This window comes from Kitasatospora sp. NPDC059088, from assembly GCF_042738155.1.
GTDB lineage: Bacteria > Actinomycetota > Actinomycetes > Streptomycetales > Streptomycetaceae > Kitasatospora.
In genome coordinates this window covers 74,124-94,860 of the sequence record NZ_JBHYGR010000023.1, presented here as the reverse complement: position 1 = coordinate 94,860, position 20,737 = coordinate 74,124, and the positions used below count along the sequence as shown (strand labels likewise).

Sequence of the window (20,737 nt, the reverse complement as noted above, 5' to 3'; positions counted from 1 at the left end):
TGCCCCCCCCAGCGGGGGCGGGCGCGGGGGGGGGGGGCGCCGGTTCGCCGCGCGCCCCGGCCCGGGCGGCCCCCCGCGCCCCCGCGGCGCTCGGCCCCCCCCCCCCCGTCGTGCACGTAACCTCGAAGCGTGCTGCTCTCTGACAAGGACATCCGGACCGAAATCGACCTGGGCCGGGTCGCCCTCGACCCGTTCGACCCGTCGATGATCCAGCCGTCGAGCATCGACGTGCGCCTCGACCGCTTCTTCCGCGTGTTCGAGAACCACAAGTACCCGCACATCGACCCCTCCGAGGAGCAGCCGGACCTGACCCGGCTGGTCGAGCCGGACGGCGACGAGGCGTTCATCCTGCACCCCGGCGAGTTCGTGCTGGCCTCGACGTACGAGGTCATCACGCTGCCCGACGACGTGGCCTCCCGACTGGAGGGCAAGTCGAGCCTGGGCCGGCTGGGCCTGCTCACCCACTCCACGGCGGGCTTCATCGACCCGGGTTTCAGCGGTCACGTGACGCTGGAGCTGTCGAACGTCGCGACGCTGCCGATCAAGCTCTACCCGGGGATGAAGATCGGGCAGCTGTGCCTGTTCCGGCTCTCCTCGCCGTCCGAGCACCCGTACGGCTCCGCGCGCTACGGCTCGCGCTACCAGGGGCAGCGCGGCCCGACGCCGTCCCGCTCGTACCTGAACTTCCACCGCAGCGAGGTCTGACCGAGCCGCGGCAGAGCGCACGCACGACGGGCGGCCACCCCCTCGGCCCGGGGGTGGCCGCCCGTGGCGTTTCCGGACGGCTGCGGAGCCGGACAACCAGCAGAGCCGGACAGCCGCCCGAGCGGTGTCAGGCCCGCTTCGGGCTGGTGACGGCGACCAGCTCGGCGCCGTCCTCGGACAGCCGCAGCTCGGTGCGCAGCTCGGCGAGCTCGCCGAGGTGGTGCAGGTGGGTGCCGCCGCAGAAGATCTGCGCGCCGCCCTCGGGCAGCTCGCAGTGCCACTGGCGGCGGGCGGTCAGCTCGGGGCCGGGGACGTCGATCCGGACCGGGGCGTCAGCCGCGACCCAGGCGGCGAGCCGGGCGTTGACGGCCTCGGTGAGGGCGGGCAGGGCGTCGGCGAGGGCGGGGAACTCCTCGGTGGCGTCGACCGTGAAGCCCTTCTTCTTGAGCGACTTGCCGAGCCGGTAGGTGTCGGTGCTGGCCTGGGTGTCCATCACCGAGCTCGCCATGGCGAGGCTGTCGAAGTCGGGGTTGCCGAAGGCGTCGGAACGGCCCGGGTCCTTGCGCCAGCGCGGGGCGAGCGCAGCGTTCAGGGCGAGGGCGAGCAGGTGGCAGCCGCTGTGCGAGGCGCTCAGGGCGGCCCGGCGCTCGGTGTCGACGGCGAGCGCGGCGGTACGGCCGACGAGGTCGCCGGGGTCGGCGGCGAGGACGTGCAGGACCAGCCAGGACCACTCCTCGTCCCCGCGCTTGACCGGGATCTCGGCGCCGACCAGCGGAGCGCCGCCGTCCGGGCCGACCGCGCCGGTGAGGCAGTCCACCACGGCCAGCTCGGTGCCGTCGACGGTGAGGGTGCCGTGGTCGGCCGGCTGGTCGGGCCAGGTGTGGTCGAGCGGGTGGAACGGGGTCGCCGTGGTCACCACCGCGTACCGGCCGTCCGCCAGCGGGTGCACCGCCAGCACCGGGGACTCCCCGGTCACCGCCCCGGCCGGGAAGCTGACGTGGGTGGTGGGGAGGGTCATGGCTGGCTCCGCTGGTGGTCGACGAACGAGGGTGGGCGGGCCCGGGCCTTCCGGCCGGACCTGCCCACCATTCTGCCTGTCGGCCCCGCAGCGGCGGCAGGGACCTTGATCACGCCGGCCGCTGCCGCCCGGTCACCCGAGCGTCGGCAGCTTGATCAGCACCAGCAGCGCGAGCAGCTGCAGCGCCGCCGCGGCCGCCGCCTTGCCCCAGGGCAGGTCGTGCACCCGCCGGACCATGGTGGTCAGCAGGTACGCGCAGAGCATCCAGGTCGCCCAGCCGACCACCTGCACCACCGCACTGCCCGAGGGCAGCACCAGGTCGAGCAGCAGCCGGGGCGCGTCGGTCAGCCAGCCGATCAGCGCGGCCAGGCCGACCGTCGACTTCCACGGGCCGTCGCCGCCGAGCTGGCGGGCCAGCGCGTAGGTGACCGCGCCGAAGACGGCACCGGCCACCGTGAAGCCGATGGCGGCGGCGAGCAGGCCGGTCAGCGCCACCGAGAAGGTCGAGTTGACGATGTCGTCGTGGGTCAGCCCGATGCCGAGCACCGCGAGCACGCCGTACAGCAGCGAGACGCTGAGGGCGGGCAGCCAGACCTGGTGGTCGCGGGTGCGGTCGAAGATCGCGGTCGGGGTGCGGAAGATGCCGACGAACAGTTCGCGCCACTGCGGCCGGGGCCCGCTGACGTGCGGGGCGGACTGGCCGCCGGCGCGGTAGACGGTGACGTTGTCCTGGCCGTACGGGGGCTGCTGCTCCTGGGCGTACGGCGGCTGCTGCCCGTAGCCGCCGCCGTCGTAGCCGTACTGGCCCTGGCCGTGGCCCTGGCCGTGGCCCTGGCCGTAGGGCGGCTGCTGCTGCCCGTACGGGGCGCCGCCCCGGTACGGGTCGCCGGCCGTCGGGAAGGCCCGGGTGCTGCCCGGCCGGTCGGCCGCGTACGGGTCGTACCCGTCACCGACCGTGGACCCGGGACCGCCCGCGCCGCCGCCCGGGGTGCCCGGAGTCCCCGGGGTGCCCGGCCCGCCGGGCGCTGCCGTCGGGTGTGCGGCCGTGAAGTACTCCGGCCCGTCCACGGGGCCGTCCGCCCGCCCGTACCCCCCGGGCGCCCCCGGCGGCGGCGGAGGCGCCGACCATCCGCCGTGCGGACGGTCGGCACCCTGACCGCTGTCGTATCGATTACCAGCCACGCTCCGAAGGTACCCGTCCGGCCCAGTGCGCGTCCGCCCCGGACGGAGCCGGGGCCGGTTTGCAGCGAGCCTGAGACGAACGGGTCCGAAAGTCGTCCGGCGAGGACGCCCGGGGCCGCTGCGGAGCCGTCAGCGCTGGGCGGTGACCGACGGCCCGTGCACCGAGACGGCCGCGGCCGTGCCGGCCGGGCAGCCGCCCGGGCCGGCCGTGGTGCGGACGGCGCCGACCGGCAGCAGGGTGCCGCAGGCGATCCGGATGCCGTTGGGCAGCTCGTTGTCGGACTCGACGATCGCGCCGTCGCCGATCACCGCGCCGTCCAGGGCCGAGCGGTCGCCGACCGTGGCGTAGGCGCCCACGATCGAGTCCTTGACCAGGGTGTCCGGGCCGATCACGGCGCCGGGCAGGATCACGCTGCCCTCGACGATCGCGCCGGCCTCGACCACCGCGTCCGCGGAGACCACGGTGCCGCCGCTGAGCACCGCGCCCGGGTGGACGGTGGCGCCGGGCAGCAGCAGGGCGTCACCGGTGGGGCCGGGCACGGCCGGGGAGTCGACCTTGCCGAGCACCAGGTCGGCCGAGCCGCGGACGAACGCGGCCGGGGTGCCGAGGTCCAGCCAGTACGAGGTGTCGACGACACCGCGCAGCAGGGCGCCGGTGGCCAGCAGCTCGGGGAAGGTCTCGCGCTCGACGGAGACCTCGCGGCCGGCCGGGATGCGGTCGATGACGGAGCGGGTGAAGACGTAGCAGCCGGCGTTGATCTGGTCGGTGACGATCTGCTCCGGCGTCTCCGGCTTCTCCAGGAACTCCAGCACCCGCCCGTTCGCGTCGGTCGGGACGAGGCCGAAGGCCCGCGGGTCCTCCACCCGGGTGAGGTGCAGGGTGACGTCGGCCCCGGCGGCCACGTGGCCGTCGCGCAGGGCGGCGATGTCGAGGCCGGAGAGGATGTCGCCGTTGAAGACCAGGACCGGCTCGTCCGGGCCGCAGGTCAGCCCGGAGGCGGCGTTGCGGATGGCCCCGCCGGTGCCCAGCGGCTCGCGCTCGGTCAGGTAGACCAGCTCGATCCCGTACGGGGTGCCGTCCTGGAAGTGGTCCTCGAACACCTCGGCCAGGTAGGAGGTGGCCAGCACCACCCGGGTGACCCCGGCGGCGGCCGCACGGGCCAGCTGGTGGGCGATGAAGGGGACGCCCGCCACGGGCAGCATCGGCTTGGGGGTGTGGGTGGTCAGCGGACGCAGTCGCGTGCCCTTACCACCGACGAGCATGATCGCCTCGGTCATGGTCTGCGCTGTTCCCCTTGTGCTCTCCGCGGCCCGGCCCGGCGGGCCGATACCTCCGTCAGTGGTCCGAACCCGTCCTGAACGGGTCGCCCGGCTCGCAGCCGGTCCGGCGCCTACTGTATTTCCTTCCGACCGAATGCCCGTCCGGCGGCCGTGCGATTGACGTCACTCGCCGTCCGCCCGCCGTACCGCCGACCGTCGCCCGGGCCACCGGAAAGCCCGGCCCGGCGGGCGCGTTGGCGGCGTCCACCGGACCGGGCGGTTGTTGCAGAACTGTCGAACAGCGAACGGTGACCGCAGTGACCGCGGTGACCGCGGTGACCGCGGTTACGTGCCCACCGTCCACGCGTCCACGGCTACGCGTCCACCGTCGCGGGCTCCTCGGCCTCGGCCGGCGGGGTCGCCTTCACCGAGTCGAGCAGCAGCTGGGCCACGTCGACCACCTTGAGGTGCTCCTTGGCCGCGCCCTCGTTCTTCTTGCCGTTGACCGAGTCGGAGAGCATCACCAGGCAGAACGGGCAGGCGGTGGAGACGATGTCCGGGTTGAGCGACAGCGCCTCGTCCACGCGCTCGGTGTTGATCCGCTTGCCGATGCGCTCCTCCATCCACATCCGCGCGCCGCCGGCGCCGCAGCAGAAGCCGCGCTCCTTGTGGCGGTGCATCTCCTGCTGGCGCAGACCGGGGACCTTGTCCATGATCTCGCGCGGCGGGCTGTAGACCTTGTTGTGGCGGCCCAGGTAGCAGGGGTCGTGGTAGGTGATCAGGCCCTCGACCGGGTTGACCGGGACGAGCTTGCCCTCGTCGATCAGGTGCTGCAGCAGCTGGGTGTGGTGGATCACCTCGAAGTGCCCGCCGAGCTGCGGGTACTCGTTGGCGATGGTGTTGAAGCAGTGCGGGCAGGTGGCCACGATCCGCTTGGTCGGGGCGTCCTCCAGCGCGGCGTTCAGCGTCTCCACGTTCTGCGCGCCGAGCATCTGGAAGAGGAACTCGTTGCCCAGGCGGCGCGGGGAGTCACCGGAGCAGGTCTCCTCCTTGCCGAGGATGGCGAACTTCACGCCCGCGGTGTGCAGCAGCTCGGCGAAGGCCTTGGTGGTCTTCTTGGCGCGGTCCTCCAGGGCGCCGGCGCAGCCGACCCAGTAGAGGTACTCGACCTCGGCGGGGTCGATGTCCTCGCCGATCACCGGCACCTCGATGCCGGTCTCCTTCTTGAGCTCCTTGACCCAGTCGAGGCGGGCCTTGGTGGCCATGCCCCACGGGTTGCCCTTGTTCTCCAGGTTCTTGAGCATCGTCCCGGCCTCGGTCGGGAAGTTGCTCTCGATCATCACCTGGTAGCGGCGCATGTCGACGATGTGGTCGACGTGCTCGATGTCCACCGGGCACTGCTCGACGCAGGCGCCGCAGGTGGTGCAGGACCACAGCACGTCCGGGTCGATGACGCCGTTCTCCTCGGCGGTGCCGATCAGCGGGCGCTCGGCCTCGGCCAGGGCGGCCGCCGGGACGTCCTTGAGCTGCTCGGCGGTGGCCTGCTCGACGCCCTCCATGTCCTTGCCGCCACCGGCCAGCAGGTACGGCGCCTTGCCGTAGACGTGCTCGCGCAGGCTCATGATCAGCAGCTTGGGGGACAGCGGCTTGCCGGTGTTCCAGGCGGGGCACTGCGACTGGCAGCGGCCGCACTCGGTGCAGGTGGAGAAGTCGAGGATGCCCTTCCAGGAGAAGTGCTCGACCTGGGAGACGCCGAAGACGGCGTCGTCGGCCGGGTCCTCGAAGTCGATCGGCGCGCCCTTGCTGGTCATCGGACGGAGCCCGCCGAGCGCGGTGGCGCCGTCGTCCTCGCGCTTGAAGTAGATGTTGAAGAAGCCGAGGAAGCGGTGCCAGGCCACGCCCATCGAGGGGTTGAGGCCGATGGTGATCGCCCACGCGAACGAGATGCAGATCTTCAGCATCGCGAACAGGTAGACCAGGTTCTCCAGCGTGCCGTGCGACAGCCCGCTCAGCGCCGAGGTGATCGGGTACGAGACCAGGTGCTCCGGACCGTACGAGTCGACGCCGGCCAGGGCGCCCTCCAGGGCGCGCAGCATCAGGATGCACAGGCCGATGCCGAGGATCGTGTACTCGACGTAGAAGGCCTGCCAGGCGATCGAGCCGGCGAACCGGGACTTGCGGCCCGACCGGGACGGCAGGCTCATCAACCGGATCACGATCAGGGTGGCGATGCCCAGGGTGGTCAGGGTGCCGACCAGCTCGACGAAGAGCTGCCAGATCATCCAGTTGCCGATGATCGGCAGTTCCCACTCAGCGTCGAACAGCTGGCCCATCGCGTTGACGATGGTGAGCACCAGGCTGAAGAAGCCGACGGCGACGAACCAGTGGGCGATGCCGACGATCCCCCAGCGGTTCATCCGGGTGTGGCCGAAGAACTCGGTCGCGAGGGTCTTCACCCGCTGGGCGGGCTTGCCGAAGCGGGTGGTGTCCGGCGCGCCGGTCAGCACGACCCTGAAAATGTGCCACGCCGCACGGAGGGCGAGCGCGGTGCCGATCACGAACGTGACCAGCGAGATGACGATCGCTGCTAGTTGCATCGCTCTCCGTCTCCTGCGGCTTGCGGTTGAGCAGTGTCTGCGGTTCTGCGGTTTGCGTTCTGCGTTCTGCGGGACCGCGGTTGTCCGAGTGATTGTACTGGTCGGTAACTTGCCGGGCCGACGGCCCGGACATTACAGGTCGCCAACAGTCCTCCAGAAGGTTCCCAAGCTATGGCGGCAGTCACGTGACCGCACGCGCGCCGCCCCGGGCCACGCGCGCCGGGAACCCCCGCCCCCTCCGGACCGGCATCAGCAAAGTTGAGCGCCGAACACTCATAGCTGTTGACGATGCCCGCCGGGTCGTGCATCCTTGAGCCTGTAAAGCTCAACTCTTCCGTGGAGGTATCTACGATGGCACGCGCGGTCGGCATCGACCTCGGTACGACGAACTCGGTCGTCAGCGTTCTGGAGGGTGGCGAGCCCACCGTCATCACGAACGCCGAGGGCGCGCGGACCACGCCGTCCGTCGTCGCCTTCGCCAAGAACGGCGAGGTCCTGGTCGGCGAGGTGGCGAAGCGCCAGGCGGTCACCAACGTCGACCGCACCATCCGCTCGGTGAAGCGCCACATGGGCACCGGGTGGAAGATCAACATCGACGGCAAGGACTTCAACCCGCAGCAGATCTCGGCCTTCGTGCTGCAGAAGCTGAAGCGCGACGCCGAGGCCTACCTGGGCGAGACCGTCACCGACGCCGTCATCACCGTCCCGGCGTACTTCAACGACTCGGAGCGCCAGGCCACCAAGGAGGCCGGTGAGATCGCGGGCCTCAACGTCCTGCGCATCGTCAACGAGCCCACCGCGGCCGCCCTGGCCTACGGCCTGGACAAGGACGACCAGACCATCCTGGTCTTCGACCTCGGCGGCGGCACCTTCGACGTCTCCCTGCTGGAGATCGGCGACGGGGTCGTCGAGGTGAAGGCCACCAACGGTGACAACCACCTCGGCGGCGACGACTGGGACCAGCGCGTCGTCGACCACCTGGTCAAGGTCTTCCAGTCCGGCCACGGCGTCGACCTGTCCAAGGACAAGATGGCCCTGCAGCGTCTGCGCGAGGCTGCCGAGAAGGCCAAGATCGAGCTGTCCTCGTCCTCCGAGACCTCGATCAACCTGCCCTACATCACGGCCTCCGCCGAGGGCCCGCTGCACCTGGACGAGAAGCTCACCCGCTCCCAGTTCCAGCAGCTGACCGCGGACCTGCTGGACCGCTGCAAGGTCCCGTTCCACAACGTGATCAAGGACGCCGGCATCTCGCTCTCCGAGATCGACCACGTCGTCCTGGTCGGTGGCTCGACCCGCATGCCCGCCGTCGCCGAGCTCGTCAAGGAGCTGACCGGCGGCCAGGACGCCAACAAGGGCGTCAACCCGGACGAGGTCGTCGCCATCGGCGCCGCGCTCCAGGCCGGTGTCCTCAAGGGCGAGGTCAAGGACGTCCTGCTGCTCGACGTCACCCCGCTGTCCCTCGGCATCGAGACCAAGGGCGGCATCATGACCAAGCTGATCGAGCGCAACACCACGATCCCGACCAAGCGCTCCGAGATCTTCACCACGGCCGAGGACAACCAGCCGTCCGTGCAGATCCAGGTCTACCAGGGCGAGCGCGAGATCGCCGCGTACAACAAGAAGCTCGGGATGTTCGAGCTGACCGGCCTTCCGCCGGCGCCGCGCGGCCTGCCGCAGATCGAGGTCACCTTCGACATCGACGCCAACGGCATCATGCACGTCGGCGCGAAGGACCTCGGCACCGGCAAGGAGCAGAAGATGACCGTCACCGGCGGCTCCTCGCTGCCGAAGGACGAGGTCGACCGCATGCGCCGCGAGGCCGAGCAGTACGCCGAGGACGACCACAAGCGCCGCGAGGCCGTCGAGACCCGCAACTCCGCCGAGCAGCTCGTCTACTCGACCGAGAAGTTCATCGCCGACAACTCCGACAAGCTGCCGGCCGACGTCAAGACCGAGGTCGAGACCGCCATCGGCGAGCTCAAGGAAGCCCTCAAGGGCGAGGACATCGCGAAGATCCGCGAGGCCTCCGAGAAGGTCTCCACCACCGCCCAGAAGCTCGGCCAGGCGCTCTACGCCAACGCCGACGCCGCCGGTGCCGGTGCCGCCGCGGCCGGCGACTCCGCCCACGCCAAGGAGGACGACGTCGTCGACGCCGAGATCGTCGACGACGAGAAGCCCAAGGGCGGTGCGTCGGCATGACGGACAAGCCGCAGGGCGGCAAGCCCGGCGACGACTCCGCCGCCGAGGAGGCCGTGATCAAGGCCGCCGAGGAAGCCGCCTCGGCCGGTGCCGGCGAGACCCCCGAGGAGCTCTCCACGGCCAAGCGCGAGCTGGCCGAGCGCACCGCGGACCTGCAGCGACTGCAGGCCGAGTACCAGAACTACCGCAAGCGGGTCGAGCGCGACCGGCTGACCGTCCGCGAGATCGCGGTCTCCAACATCCTGGAGTCCCTGATCCCCGTCCTGGACGACATCGGCCGCGCCCGTGAGCACGGCGAGGTGACGGGCGGCTTCAAGTCCGTCTCCGACTCCCTGGAGATGGTCGTCGCCAAGCTGGGCCTGCAGCAGTTCGGCAAGGAGGGCGAGCCCTTCGACCCGACGCAGCACGAGGCGCTGATGCACAGCTACTCCTCGGACGTCACCGAGGACACCTGCGTCCAGATCCTCCAGCCCGGCTACCGCATCGGCGAGCGGATCATCCGCCCGGCGATGGTCGCCGTGGCCGAGCCCCAGCCCGGCACCCAGACGACGCCCGGCCCGGACGCCGACGCGAAGTCCGCCGAGAAGGACAAGTCCGACGGTGGCTCGGACAGCTGACAACCTGTGACAGCTGACAACCAGTGCGCTGCGGAGTCGTACGCCGGCCAGTACGGCGGCCGGCTCCGCAGCGCGCTGTCAGCAGCGCTTCTTCCGGCGGCTGTTGACAGCGCAGTGACGATGGACATCGGGAGGTGTCGGGAGCGGTGAGCGAGCACAGCGAGCGAACCATCGAGGGGTGCGTGAACCGCTCAGCGGCTTCCGGGCGGAGCGAGGTGGGCGCATGAGCGGCAAGGACTTTGTCGAGAAGGACTACTACAAGGTCCTCGGCGTGCCCAAGGACGCCACCGCCACCGAGATCAAGAAGACCTACCGCAAGCTGGCGCGCGAGTTCCACCCGGACGCGAACAAGGGCGACGCCAAGGCCGAGGAGCGCTTCAAGGACATCTCCGAGGCGTACGACGTCCTCTCCGACGAGAAGCGCCGCAAGGAGTACGACGAGGCCCGCAGCCTCTTCGCCAACGGCGGCTTCCGCACCGGCGGCCCCGGCGGCGCCGGTGGCTACGGCTTCGACTTCGGCGACCTCTTCAACGGCAACCAGGGCAGCGGTGGCGGCGGCGGACTCGGCGACGTCTTCGGCGGCCTCTTCAACCGCGGCGGCGCCCGGCAGGCCCAGCCCCGGCGCGGAGCCGACGTCGAGACCGAGGTGACGCTCTCCTTCGAGGAGGCCGTCGACGGCGCGACCGTCCCGCTGCGGATGACCAGCCAGGCCCCCTGCCGGCTCTGCAACGGCACCGGCGCCAAGACCGGCACCACCCCCCGGGTCTGCCCGACCTGCGTCGGCGCCGGCACCGTCAGCCGCGGCCAGGGCGCCTTCGCGCTCTCCGAGCCCTGCAAGGACTGCCGCGGCCGGGGCATGATCGTCGACGACCCGTGCCCCGACTGCCACGGCAGCGGCCGGGCCAGCTCCGCCCGCACCATGCAGGTCCGCATCCCGGCCGGCGTCCAGGCCGACCAGCGGATCCGGCTCAAGGGCAAGGGCGCCCAGGGCGAACGCGGCGGCCAGCCCGGTGACCTCTACGTCACCGTGCACGTCGACCCCCACCCGGTGTTCGGGCGCAAGGGCGACAACCTCACCGTCACCGTCCCGGTCACCTTCCCCGAGGCCGCCCTCGGCGCCACCATCGAGGTGCCCACGCTGAACGGCCCCGCCGTGAAGCTCAAGCTCCCCCCGGGCAGCGCCAACGGCCTCACCATGCGCGCCCGCGGCAAGGGCGCCACCCGCAAGGACGGCACCCGCGGCGACCTCCTCGTCACCGTCGAGGTCGTCGTCCCCCAGCACGTCGCCGGTGACGCGCTGGACGCCCTGGAGCAGTACCGCGAGGCCACCGCCTCCGACGACCCACGAGCCGCTCTCTTCCGGGCGGCGAAGGGAGCGTGACGACCAGATGTCCCCGAACCCGCTGAACCCGACGAACCCGATGGACCCGATGGCCTCCAACGGCCCGATCGGCCCGGGCCTCGGCGAAGGCCTCCCCGGCAACCCCGCCGGCGGCCGCCCCCGCCGCGCCGCGTCCGCGCCGCAGTACGTCCTCACCGAGGACACCCCGGTGTACGTCATCTCGGTCGCCGCCGAACTCTCCGGCCTCCACCCGCAGACCCTGCGCCAGTACGACCGCCTCGGCCTGGTCTGCCCCGACCGCACCGCCGGCCGCGGCCGCCGCTACTCCGCCCGGGACATCCAGCAGCTGCGCGAGGTCCAGCGGCTCTCCCAGGACGAGGGCATCAACCTGGCCGGCATCAAGCGGATCATCGAGCTGGAGAACCAGGTCAGCGCCCTCCAGTCGCGCATCACCGAACTGGCCGACTCCCTCGAAGGCGCCGCCACCGCCCTCCAGCAGCGCGAGGCCGCCGTCCACGCCTCCTACCGCCGCGACCTCGTCCCCTACCAGCCCCCCACCCCCCAATCCAGCGCCCTCGTCGTCTGGCGCCCCAAGCGCTGACCCGGGGCCCGCACCGCACCACCAGCCGCCGGCTCCCTCCTGTTCGGGGGGTGCCGGCGGCTGGCGTGTGGTGAGAGAGTGGCTGTCCGCTGGGTGGTCCGGGTCCATCAGCAGGCTCAAACCGCGCGAGCCGAACGACTCAAAACATCACACTCAATAACCCCTACAAGCTTCACCAACCGTCTTGTCCAGCAAATGGCAGGGAGAGAACATGAGCGGCCGGGAACAGGCGGGCCTTCCAGCGAGTGGATCTCGCATCCTGTCACCCGCAGCTCGAGAGCTATTCCTGGCAACCATCCAGAAGCGCGGCAAGACAATTCGGAAGGATGAAGAATCAGCCACTCGGGACGCGCTCGACGAGCTGGTGAAAATCGGACTCCTGGTTCCCGATATCGACGAGCCCGGAATGTTCGTCGCAGTCGACCCGGCTCAACTTTCCATAAGCCTCAGCCTCAGCTGGCAGCGACAGGCGCTTGATCTGCTGTCCCGCGCAATTTCAATACCCACGGAACTGAACGAGCTTTCCGAAGGATTTCACTCGCCGAGCCAAATCGGTGGCCCAATCGAATACGTCCGAGGAAAAGCGCTCATCAATCAGAGACTCCGACAGTCCACCGAGAAGGGACTATCGGAGGCACTCGCAATGCAGCCCGGTGGCCCGCGCCCGCCCGACGTACTCGCCGCAAGCGTCGAGCCCGACCTTGAGGTCCTCCGCCTTGGCGCCAGCATGCGAACCATCTATCACGCGAGCACGCGATACCACCAGCCGACCAGGGACTATGTGACCACTTTGACCGCAGCGGGGTCACAGTTCCGCACCCTGGATGAACCCTATACCAGACTCATTATCATTGACCGTCGAATAGCCGTCATTCCCGTCGCCGATGACATGAGCCTTGCGGCTTTCATATACGATCAATCCGTCATCAAATACCTCGCCGACGAGGTGTTCGAGCGCAACTGGGCCCGGGCGCTTGAATTCAGCGGAAATCGAACGGTGCCACAGGAAGTCATCTCCAGGCTCCGGCAAACGATCATCGAGCTTCTTCTCGCAGGAACAAACCATCGCGTGATCGCGCGTCGCCTAGGAATTAGCGAAAGAACCTTGGCACGCCACATAGCGGAGATGCGGGACGACTACAACGTAGATTCGCTCTTCCAGTTGGGCTACGTTCTCGGACGGTCGGCACAGGGATCCACGACTCAACCGTGACGGCATCCGGCCGCACTGGCGGGACTTGGCATCACCCGCGAATCGCCGATGACTGTCGAATCCCTTATGTCCAGTTGATGTCGTTCTGGATGAGCGCAACGGCAGCAATGCGCCCAGGAGTCACGTGTCGATCCTGAGAGAGCGAGGAGCACACGGCTGCCAGCATCGCCACACCAACGACAACCGCAAGCACGACCCTTCGGACGTGCCGCTGGATGCGAGACATCAGCCAACCACTTCCCTCAAACCACCGTATCGAACTAATCACCAGCTATGGAACGCGCGACCCCATAGTGCCGTATAGCCATGGAACAACGCCATCCCCATGCCTCATGCGTGCGTCATCTCCCTGCCAGGCATCCAGATGCCACCTCGTGAACCTGGACGTGAAGGCGTCATGCGATGGACGATCAGTTCGCTCCCGATGGTCCGGCAGGACGCCACATCTTGCCAATGTACCGTCAAATGCGAAGCCGTTCACCAGCAGCACCACTCCATAGAGCAGCCCACATTCAACGCATAGCCGACATTCTCTCCCCCGGTCGGCCTTCCCCCGGAGTCGACATGACCGAGCCCTACCTGCGTCACAACGACAGCCAGGCCCCTGAGGGTCGGCGTGCACGTGTGTTCCTGGCCGCGCCGCTGATGCGGCTGACCGGCCCCGCGGACAGCGTGGTGACGCTCGCCAGCCGGACGCGGCTGACGACGCTCCGCACCACCCTCCTGCGTAGCGGTGCCGCCGTGTACAGCGCGCACCACAGCGACGCCTGGACCGTCGCCGGCCGGGCGCCCGAGCCCCGGGTCCCCTCCGACTTCCGGGCGCTCCAGTCCGCGGACCTGGTGTTCGCCTACGTCGGCGCCCCGCTCTCGGCCGGCGTCAGCCTCGAACTCGGTTGGGCGTCGGCGCTGCGGAAGCCGATCGTCCTGCTCGTCGACGAGGCCATCACCCACAACCCGCTGATCGCCACCATCGAGCAGGTCGCCCCCGTCCTGCCGCTGGTCTTCGACGACACCTGGTCCCAGGAGGCCCTCCACCACACCGTGGAGACCGCCCTCGACTGGGCCGGCATGGCGCTCTCCCTCCGCGAGGGTTTCTGGACCGCCCCCGGCGACCGCTTCAACGTCCCCCGGCAGCAGCAGACCTCCGTTCCCGGCTACTGGCCGACCGGCGCCGCCACCGGCTGAGCAGGGCTCACCCACCGGACTCCCCCGTCCGCGCTCCCCGCATCTGCCAGCCGAGCTGGAACAGCGTCTCGGCGTCGTACACCTCACGCAGCCGGGCGATGTGACCGGCCACGGTCCGTTCGCTCAGCCCCATGCGACTGGCGATCGCCCGCTGTGTGAGACCCCCGGCGAGCAGACGCCCCACCTGCTCGTGGGCGGCCGGGGCGAGGGAACCGCCCGCGAGCGCCACCCAGTCCACCACCTCGGCCTGCTGCCACTGCTGGTCGAAGACGTCCGCGAGGTGTGCCAACACCGCCGGGTCCTCCACGACGGCGGCCACCTTGTTGTCGAGGGATGCGGGCAGCAGGGCGACGGTGCGGTCGAAGATCATGATCCGGTTGAACGGCGTTTTCAGGACCCTGATCCGGGAGCCCGCGTTCGTAGTCTGCGCTGCGAACTCGACATGGTCCGGATCCATCCGGGCCTGCGGACCGTAGAGCGTCCGGATCGACCCGCCGAAGTCGACGTAACGGCGTGTCTGCACCAGCGAGTCCACTCGGTGCGCCGGCGGGTGGATCCTGTCCGGCTGGGCTGCCAGCGCCTCGTGCGGGTAGTCCCGGATGCACTGGGCGATCACGTGCCGAATCTGGTCGAACCCCACCGCCCGACGAGTCCCACCGATGGGGTTGGCGCGACGGGGCGCGGTGTCGTAAGCCTGGGTCAGATCGTCCAGCAGGTCCGGAACGGCGGCGGCCCGGGCGAGGAGACGGGCGCTCTCCTCCCGCAGGTCCGCACCGATGCGCTCGCCTACAGCGCGGGGGTTCACCGCGCTGTAGGACCCGTCCGCTGCGCGGAGGACGAGCAGGCCGAGGTCGGCGAGCTGCTTCACGGCAGCCTCGTCCTCGGGGCGGATCTCATCGATGCGGATCCGGCCGCCCTCCCCGAGGATCGCGCGGTAGAGCTCGCGGGCGCCCTCATCGAGCAGGTCGGATTCAGGCATCACGGGATCCGCGCATCTGCCAGCCGAGCTGGAACAAGGTCTCGGCGTCGTACAACTCCCGGAGGCGCGCGATGTGACCGGCCACCGTGCGCTCGCTCAAGCCCAGGCGGGTGGCGATCGCGCGTTGGGTCAGCCCTCGCGCCAGCAGGCGACCCACCTGCTCTTGGGCGGAAGGCGAACTGCCCGCCGCCAGTGACGCCCAGTCCACCACCTCGGCCTGCTGCCACTGCTGGTCGAAGACGTCCGCGAGGTGTGCCACCACTGCCGGGTCCTCCACGACGGCGGCCACCTTGTTCTCCGGGGCTGCGGGCAGCAGGGCGACGGTGCGGTCGAAGATGATGATCCGGTTGAACGGCGCGTCCAGGACACGGACCTGCGAGCCCGCCTTCGTGGCTTCCGCAGCGAACTCGAAGTGCTCCCGGTCCGACCGGGCCTGCGGGCCGTAGAGCGTACGGACCGTGCCGCCGCGCTCGATGTAGCGCCGTGTGTGGGCCAGCGAGTCATCCCGGTGGGCCCGGGGATGCACCGGGCCCGGTTGAGCGGCCAGCAACCCGTGCGGGTGGTCCCTGACGAACTGGCCGATCAGGTGCCGGATCTGCTCCAGTCCCGCCACCCGCCGTACGCCTCCGCCCGACGCGGCGCGACGGGGCGCGGTGTCGTAGGCCTGGGTCAGGTCGTCCAGCAGGTCCGGGACGGCGGCGGCGCGGGCGAGGAGCCGGGCGCTCTCCTCCCGCAGGTCCGCGCCGATGCGCTCGCCGACGGCCCGCGGGTTCACAGCGCTGTAGGCGTTGTCGGGGATACGGAAGATGAGCAGTCCCAGCTCGGTGAGCTGTTGGACGGCGGCCTCGTCCTCGGGGCGGATCTCATCGATGCGGATCCGGCCGCCCTCGGCCAGGATCGCCCGGTAGAGCTCGCGCGCGGTGGCATCGGGCAGGTCGAGTACCGGCTCAGGCATCACGGACTCCCCGCATCTGCCAGCCGAGTTGGAACAGCGTGTCGGCGTCGTACAGCTCGCGCAGGCGGGCGATGTGACCGGCCACGGTGCGCTCGCTGAGGCCCAGGCGGGTGGCGATGGCGCGCTGGGTGAGCCCGCGGGCCAGCAGGCGGCCCACCTGCTCGTGGACGGCGGAGTCGAGGGAACCGTCGTCCAGTGCAGCCCAGTTGACGCCTTCGGCCTGCTGCCAGAGCGTCTCGAACGTGTCGACCACGAAGGCAACCGTCGCGGGGTCGTCGACCACGGCGGCGGTGCTGTAGTCGGCGGCGGCGGGAATGATGGCGACGGTGCGGGCGAAGACCAGGAAGCGCCTGAACGGTACGGCGAGGACTCGGGTGGTGGCGCCCAGCTGGGACACCTGGGCGGCGAAGCGCACGGTCGGCGGGTCGTACTTGGCCGAAACCTCGTAGAGGGAACGCACGGTGCCGCCGCGTTCGTGGAAGCGGCGGGCGCGCCGTAGCGAGTCCGGTATCTCGTTGGCCGGGCGGGGGCCGCCGGGCTGGGCCGACATGCCGTCTCCGGGCAACTCCTCGGTCAATCGGTCGATTTCGTAACGGATCTCCTCCAGCCCGGTGACGTAGCGCACCCCGGCCGAGTCGCTCCGCCGCTTCGGGCTGGTGTCGTAGGCCTGGGTGAGTTCGCCCATCAGCTCGGGGAGTTGCTCTGCTTCCGCGAGCAGGCGAATGCTCTGTCGGCGGATCTCGCTGCCGATCCGCTCGGTGGCCGCGCGCGGGTCGACGGCGCTGTAGCACCCGTCCAGCAACTGCGGTACCAGCAGACCCAGTTCCACCAGCCGCCCGAGTGCCTCCCGGTCACCCGCGCCGACCTCCTCGGCGCGGATGCGGCCGCCCTCGCGCAGGACGGCGAGGTAGAGGGCGCGGGCGGCGGCGTCCGGGAGGGTGGCGGCGAGGAGGGTGGTGGGGTCAGCCATGGCGTTCCCCGCGGAGGTACCAGCCGAGGTGGAAGAGGGTCTGGGCGCCGTAGCGCTCGCGGAGGCGGGCGATGTGGCCGGCGACGGTGCGTTCGCTGAGGCCGAGGCGGGTGGCGACGGCGCGCTGGGTGAGGCCGCGGGCGAGCAGGCGGCCGATGCGGACGGTGGTGGGGTGGGGGGCGCCGAGGTTGCGGTCGGCGGGGGTGGCGCGGGTCCAGTCGCGTTCGAACTGGGCGACCAGGTAGGCGACGGTGGTGCGGTCGGTGACGACGGTGGCGCGGTTGCGGTCCTCGACGGCGGGGATGACGGCCACCGAGCGGTCGAAGACCAGCACCCGTTCGTACGGTTCGGCGAGCACCCGGGCCTCGGCGCCCTCGCCGCTGCGGAGGGCGACCTGGCGCAGGGTGGCGGGGTCGTCGAGGGCGCCGGGCTGGTGGAGGGTGCGCATCGAGCAGCCGCGCCGGAGCAGGGCGAGGTCCTGGGCGAGGCTGGTCTGGAGGGCCTCGGCGGAGTGGTGGCCGGGTCGGGCGGCGAGGAACTCCTCCTGGCACTCGGCGATGAGTTCGGAGATGCACTGGCGGACGGCGGCGGCACCCACACCGGCCCCGCCCACACCGGCCCCGCCCACGCCCACGCCCCCGCCGCCGTCGGGCCGGGCAGCGTCGCCGGCCCCCTCCTCCCCGGACCCGGACGGCCGGTGGAGCGCCTCGTAGGCCTGGGAGAGCGGCTGGAGGGTCCCCGGCAGCCGCTCGGCGTGCACCAGCAGGCGGGTGGCCCGGAGGCGGAGTTCGGTGCCGAGCCGGTCGCCGAGGGCGCGCGGGTTGGCGGCGGTGTAGCCGGTGGCGGTCGGGGTGAGGAGTCCGCGGGCGACGAGGGCCGCGACGGTGGCGCGGTCGGCGGGGGCGAGGTCCTCGGGGCGCAGCCGGCCGCCGGCGCGGACGACGTCGAGGTAGAGGGCGCGCTCGGCCGGGCCGGGCTCATCGGTCATCGCGGGCGCCTCTCATCAGCCAGCCGAGCTGGAAGAGGGTCTGGGCGCCGTACCGGTCGCGCAGGCGGGAGATGTGGCCGGCGACGGTGCGTTCGCTGAGGCCGAGGCGGGTGGCGACGGCGCGCTGGGTGAGGCCGCGGGCGAGCAGGCGGCCGACCCGGTCGGGGATGGTGCGGGCGGGGCCCTGGCCGAGGGCGGCGGCGGCCTCGGCGGTGTCGGCGCGGGCCCAGTCGCGTTCGAAGCCGCCGATCAGGAAGGCGAGGGTGGCCGGGTCGCTGATGAACGCGGCGGTGCTGTTGTCGTCGTTGGCGGAGATGACGGCGACGCTGCGGTCGAAGACGATCAGGCGCTGGAAGGGTTCGTCGAGGACGCGGATCTGCGAGCCGTGCCGGGTGACCTTCTCGGCGTAGGCGAGGGCGGCCGGTTCGACGAGGGCGACGGGCTGGTAGACGGTGCGCAGGGAGCAGCCGCGCTGGAGGAGTTGGACGTCCTGGGCAAGGGCGACCTGGAGGGTGTCGGCGGGGCGGTGGCCGGGTTGGGCGGTGAGGACCTCGGAGCGGCAGTCGGAGACCAGTTGGGAGATCCGCTGGCGGATGTGGACGTGGCCCTCGACGTAGACCGCGCCGCCGGAGGTGCCGGACGGGCGGGGCATCGCGTCGTAGGCGCGGGTGAGGCCGTCGAGGGCGCCGGGGAGGTTCTCGGCGCGGACCAGCAACCGGGTTGCCTCGCTGCGGAGTTCGGCGCCGACCCGGTCGCTGACGGAGCGCGGGCTGACGGCGGTGTAGCAGCGGTCCATCCGGTTGACCATGACCAGGCCGATGTCGAGGAGTTGCCGCAGCGCGGCCCGGTCGGCGTCGGTGACGTCGGCGAACGGGATGCGGCCGCCTTCGGCGATGACCGCGAGGTAGAGCTGTCGGGCGGCCTCGTCGGGCTCCTCGCCCTCGGGTACCGCCTGGTGCGGCGCGACCGCCGGTTCCGCCGTCACGTCGTACTCTCCCTGCCGGACGCCTCTCCCCTTGCTGTCCCGGTCCGTACGCGCGGGGCCGCGGGTTGCGCGGTCCGCGGGCACCGGTGGCCGGGCGTCTCACGCTACCGGTCGGACGGCGGGCCCCCGGGTCCGGGTGCCGTCGCACACGGGGTCCCGGGGGCCGCCATCGGTACGCCAGGTCAGGGCGATTCCGTCGAGGCGGAGCAGCAACGCCTCGCCGGTACCGGTTCGGGCTCCATCACCACACATGGATCCCGGCCGGGGCTCTTCCCCCCCGTTCCACGCGTGCGGGACGTTGCCCGCGTGGTCAGTTCTGAAGAGCTGGTCGCCACCATCGGACTGCGGTGCCCGGACGACCTGGCGTACCTCCACCTTCACAGTGTGACGGCCGGTGAACAAGTGCCGCCCGAGTGCAGGTTCACGCAATTGCAGCTATCTGCATCCCGCAGCGGGCGCGGGGCCGCGGGCGGGGGCGGGGATTCCGGTAAAGGCCGAGGCCAGCGGGGGGTACGGGCGGCGCGCGGCGGTCGGCCGGGCACCGCCATCGTGCAGCTGCGCGTTCCTGCAACGGCGGCGTGCTCCTGAGTGCGGCGGCCGCCGTGCGGGTCGTCGCAGCTCAGCCCGCACTGCGGCCGACCGGGCTAGCGGCAGACCGGCAGACCGACCCACCGGCAGACCGGCAGACCGGCAGACAGCACCCCGCCCCGCCGCCCCGGCTCAGCGCGCCAGCAGCCGTCCGCGCAGCAGCCCGGTGGCCGTGCCGGTCGCGGCGAGCGCCCAGGCGGTGCCGAGCAGCAGGTAGAGCCCGACGGAGAGTCCGGTGAAGCCGCCGAAGCCGGTGTGCCGGGCGAGCGCGGCGGCGCCGGTGACGCAGGTGCCGACCGGGAAGGTGAACGCCCACCAGGTCATCGCGAACGGCATCCCGGCCCGCCGGGCGCGCAGGTTGGCGGTCAGCGCGACGGCCAGCCAGAGCATCGCGACGCCGATCACGGCGACCCCGTACAGCTCGGCCAGCGGCAGCAGGACGGGCGCCAGCGCGGGCAGCACCGGGCGGGCCGCGTCGGCGAGCTGGTGGATCGCGGTGACGGACTGGCCGAGCGGGCCGAGCACCAGGAACAGCGCGGGGGTGAGCGCCAGGGTGGGCAGCTTGCTGTGGAACAGGCCGGTGAAGACCACGGGCAGCAGCACCAGGGTGGCCAGCAGGCCGATCCCGAACAGCGCCCAGCAGCCGTACAGCATGGCCTCCTGCGGCGTTCCGGCGGGCAGGTGGGGGACGAGGGCCGGGCCGCAGGCGGAGGCGACCAGCGGGGCGACCACGGGCAGCAGCCAGGTCGGGTTGGCCTCCAGGGCGGACACCCGGTGCCGGGTGATCATCAGGTACGGGATGCCGGCCGCGACGGTCAGCGCGTAGAGGGTGCCGACACCCCACAGCACGGCGTCCAGGGCGACGGCGGGCCCGGTGCCGATGACCCGGGAGCCGAGCAGCAGGGTGCCGAGGCCGACCGCCAGCAGGGCCATCGGCGGGCAGCCGTAGAAGACGGCGGTGGCCGGGTTGTCCAGCAGCTGGGCGCGGGCCGCTTCGCGGTGCCGGGTGAGGTGCACCAGGCGGGCGCCGGCCAGCAGCACCAGGGCCGTCGCGCCGAGCGCCCACATCACCTCGCCGAAGCCGATCAGCCCGGGCAGCTGGACCGGCAGGGCGGCGGCGCCGTTGGCCACGATCGCGGTGCCCATCACGGCGGCGTACCAGTTGGGGCCGAGCTGGGCCAGGTCGAGGCGGGAGAGCCGGGAGAGCGGGGAGAACCGGGAGCCGTGGGAGCCGTGGGAGTCGCGGGAGGGCCCGGAAGGGCGGAGGGGACGGGACGGCCGGGGCTGCTCGGAGGAGCGGGCAGGAGCGGCGGGGCTGGTGAGCGGGCGGACATCGGCCGAGGTGGACATGGT

At 71.4% G+C, this 20,737-nt stretch carries 16 protein-coding genes and 1 pseudogene; 7 read left to right on the top strand and 10 right to left on the bottom strand.

Annotation, left to right across the window (positions count from 1 at the left end; translation table 11 throughout):
• Positions 1 to 129 precede the first annotated feature (129 nt).
• Positions 130 to 705 carry a dCTP deaminase gene (gene dcd / locus ACFWXO_RS13460; RefSeq protein ID WP_375882696.1) on the top strand — a complete coding sequence of 192 codons (576 nt, stop codon included), beginning with the start codon at positions 130 to 132 and terminating at the stop codon, positions 703 to 705.
• A gap of 127 nt (positions 706 to 832) precedes the next feature.
• On the opposite strand, the gene ACFWXO_RS13455 is transcribed toward dcd, so the two are convergent.
• The 4 genes and pseudogenes from ACFWXO_RS13455 to ACFWXO_RS13440 all read right to left on the bottom strand — a co-directional run bounded on the left by ACFWXO_RS13455 (position 833) and on the right by ACFWXO_RS13440 (position 6,762).
• Positions 833 to 1,723, bottom strand: a complete 891-nt coding sequence (locus tag ACFWXO_RS13455; RefSeq protein WP_380523855.1) for a metal-dependent hydrolase — start codon at positions 1,721 to 1,723, stop codon at positions 833 to 835.
• Between the two features lie 132 nt (positions 1,724 to 1,855).
• Positions 1,856 to 2,791 (bottom strand): Yip1 family protein, encoded by a 936-nt coding sequence (locus ACFWXO_RS13450; protein ID WP_380523853.1) that lies wholly within the window; start codon positions 2,789 to 2,791, stop codon positions 1,856 to 1,858.
• Positions 2,792 to 3,118: 327 nt separating this feature from the next.
• Positions 3,119 to 4,183, bottom strand: a pseudogene (locus tag ACFWXO_RS13445) (sugar phosphate nucleotidyltransferase); the annotation flags it as partial.
• Positions 4,184 to 4,539: 356 nt separating this feature from the next.
• Entirely contained in the window at positions 4,540 to 6,762 is a 2,223-nt protein-coding gene (locus tag ACFWXO_RS13440) for a (Fe-S)-binding protein (RefSeq protein WP_380523851.1), read from the bottom strand.
• A gap of 351 nt (positions 6,763 to 7,113) precedes the next feature.
• Between ACFWXO_RS13440 and dnaK the strand changes: the two genes are divergently transcribed.
• From dnaK to ACFWXO_RS13410, 6 genes are all read left to right on the top strand, one after another.
• Entirely contained in the window at positions 7,114 to 8,961 is a 1,848-nt protein-coding gene (gene dnaK / locus ACFWXO_RS13435) for a molecular chaperone DnaK (RefSeq protein WP_380523849.1), read from the top strand.
• A complete protein-coding gene (gene grpE, locus ACFWXO_RS13430; RefSeq protein WP_375882708.1) occupies positions 8,958 to 9,578 on the top strand; it encodes a nucleotide exchange factor GrpE in 621 nt (206 codons plus the stop codon). Before dnaK ends, grpE begins: the two co-directional genes overlap by 4 nt.
• A 223-nt stretch (positions 9,579 to 9,801) precedes the next feature.
• Positions 9,802 to 10,959, top strand: coding sequence for a molecular chaperone DnaJ (gene dnaJ, locus ACFWXO_RS13425; protein ID WP_375882710.1), 1,158 nt, complete (start codon positions 9,802 to 9,804; stop codon positions 10,957 to 10,959).
• Positions 10,960 to 11,008: 49 nt separating this feature from the next.
• A complete protein-coding gene (locus tag ACFWXO_RS13420) occupies positions 11,009 to 11,521 on the top strand; it encodes a heat shock protein transcriptional repressor HspR (RefSeq protein WP_375882928.1) in 513 nt (170 codons plus the stop codon).
• A 211-nt stretch (positions 11,522 to 11,732) separates the two neighbouring features.
• On the top strand, positions 11,733 to 12,734 hold the full coding sequence (locus ACFWXO_RS13415) for a hypothetical protein (RefSeq protein WP_380523846.1): 1,002 nt from the start codon (positions 11,733 to 11,735) through the stop codon (positions 12,732 to 12,734).
• A gap of 564 nt (positions 12,735 to 13,298) precedes the next feature.
• The gene (locus ACFWXO_RS13410) at positions 13,299 to 13,919 is read left to right on the top strand and encodes a hypothetical protein (protein ID WP_380523844.1); all 621 of its coding nucleotides are present in this window, start codon (positions 13,299 to 13,301) and stop codon (positions 13,917 to 13,919) included.
• 7 nt (positions 13,920 to 13,926) lie between these two features.
• Here ACFWXO_RS13410 and ACFWXO_RS13405 read toward each other — a convergent pair whose 3' ends face one another.
• The 6 genes from ACFWXO_RS13405 to ACFWXO_RS13380 all read right to left on the bottom strand — a co-directional run bounded on the left by ACFWXO_RS13405 (position 13,927) and on the right by ACFWXO_RS13380 (position 20,734).
• Positions 13,927 to 14,898 (bottom strand): LuxR family transcriptional regulator, encoded by a 972-nt coding sequence (locus ACFWXO_RS13405; RefSeq protein WP_380523842.1) that lies wholly within the window; start codon positions 14,896 to 14,898, stop codon positions 13,927 to 13,929.
• The gene (locus ACFWXO_RS13400) at positions 14,891 to 15,853 is read right to left on the bottom strand and encodes a LuxR C-terminal-related transcriptional regulator (RefSeq protein WP_380523841.1); all 963 of its coding nucleotides are present in this window, start codon (positions 15,851 to 15,853) and stop codon (positions 14,891 to 14,893) included. The genes ACFWXO_RS13405 and ACFWXO_RS13400 overlap by 8 nt, the downstream gene beginning before the upstream one ends.
• Entirely contained in the window at positions 15,846 to 16,823 is a 978-nt protein-coding gene (locus tag ACFWXO_RS13395) for a LuxR family transcriptional regulator (protein ID WP_380523839.1), read from the bottom strand. Before ACFWXO_RS13395 ends, ACFWXO_RS13400 begins: the two co-directional genes overlap by 8 nt.
• Complete coding sequence (locus tag ACFWXO_RS13390; protein ID WP_380523838.1) at positions 16,816 to 17,811, bottom strand: LuxR family transcriptional regulator; 996 nt, start codon at positions 17,809 to 17,811, stop codon at positions 16,816 to 16,818. The genes ACFWXO_RS13395 and ACFWXO_RS13390 overlap by 8 nt, the downstream gene beginning before the upstream one ends.
• The gene (locus tag ACFWXO_RS13385; protein ID WP_380523836.1) at positions 17,801 to 18,796 is read right to left on the bottom strand and encodes a LuxR family transcriptional regulator; all 996 of its coding nucleotides are present in this window, start codon (positions 18,794 to 18,796) and stop codon (positions 17,801 to 17,803) included. The genes ACFWXO_RS13390 and ACFWXO_RS13385 overlap by 11 nt, the downstream gene beginning before the upstream one ends.
• A 720-nt stretch (positions 18,797 to 19,516) precedes the next feature.
• The gene (locus tag ACFWXO_RS13380) at positions 19,517 to 20,734 is read right to left on the bottom strand and encodes a TDT family transporter (RefSeq protein ID WP_380523835.1); all 1,218 of its coding nucleotides are present in this window, start codon (positions 20,732 to 20,734) and stop codon (positions 19,517 to 19,519) included.
• Positions 20,735 to 20,737 lie beyond the last annotated feature (3 nt).

Bases quoted from the DNA above. Each gene is read 5' to 3' on its own strand.
- dnaJ (WP_375882710.1), top strand. From the start codon at position 9,802: ATGAGCGGCAAGGACTTTGTCGAGAAGGACTACTACAAGGTCCTCGGC.
- ACFWXO_RS13400 (WP_380523841.1), bottom strand. From the start codon at position 15,853: ATGCCTGAGCCGGTACTCGACCTGCCCGATGCCACCGCGCGCGAGCTC.
- ACFWXO_RS13410 (WP_380523844.1), top strand. From the start codon at position 13,299: ATGACCGAGCCCTACCTGCGTCACAACGACAGCCAGGCCCCTGAGGGT.
- dnaK (WP_380523849.1), top strand. From the start codon at position 7,114: ATGGCACGCGCGGTCGGCATCGACCTCGGTACGACGAACTCGGTCGTC.
- ACFWXO_RS13415 (WP_380523846.1), top strand. From the start codon at position 11,733: ATGAGCGGCCGGGAACAGGCGGGCCTTCCAGCGAGTGGATCTCGCATC.
- ACFWXO_RS13455 (WP_380523855.1), bottom strand. From the start codon at position 1,723: ATGACCCTCCCCACCACCCACGTCAGCTTCCCGGCCGGGGCGGTGACC.
- ACFWXO_RS13405 (WP_380523842.1), bottom strand. From the start codon at position 14,898: ATGCCTGAATCCGACCTGCTCGATGAGGGCGCCCGCGAGCTCTACCGC.
- ACFWXO_RS13380 (WP_380523835.1), bottom strand. From the start codon at position 20,734: ATGTCCACCTCGGCCGATGTCCGCCCGCTCACCAGCCCCGCCGCTCCT.
- ACFWXO_RS13395 (WP_380523839.1), bottom strand. From the start codon at position 16,823: ATGGCTGACCCCACCACCCTCCTCGCCGCCACCCTCCCGGACGCCGCC.
- ACFWXO_RS13420 (WP_375882928.1), top strand. From the start codon at position 11,009: ATGGCCTCCAACGGCCCGATCGGCCCGGGCCTCGGCGAAGGCCTCCCC.
- ACFWXO_RS13440 (WP_380523851.1), bottom strand. From the start codon at position 6,762: ATGCAACTAGCAGCGATCGTCATCTCGCTGGTCACGTTCGTGATCGGC.
- ACFWXO_RS13390 (WP_380523838.1), bottom strand. From the start codon at position 17,811: ATGACCGATGAGCCCGGCCCGGCCGAGCGCGCCCTCTACCTCGACGTC.
- grpE (WP_375882708.1), top strand. From the start codon at position 8,958: ATGACGGACAAGCCGCAGGGCGGCAAGCCCGGCGACGACTCCGCCGCC.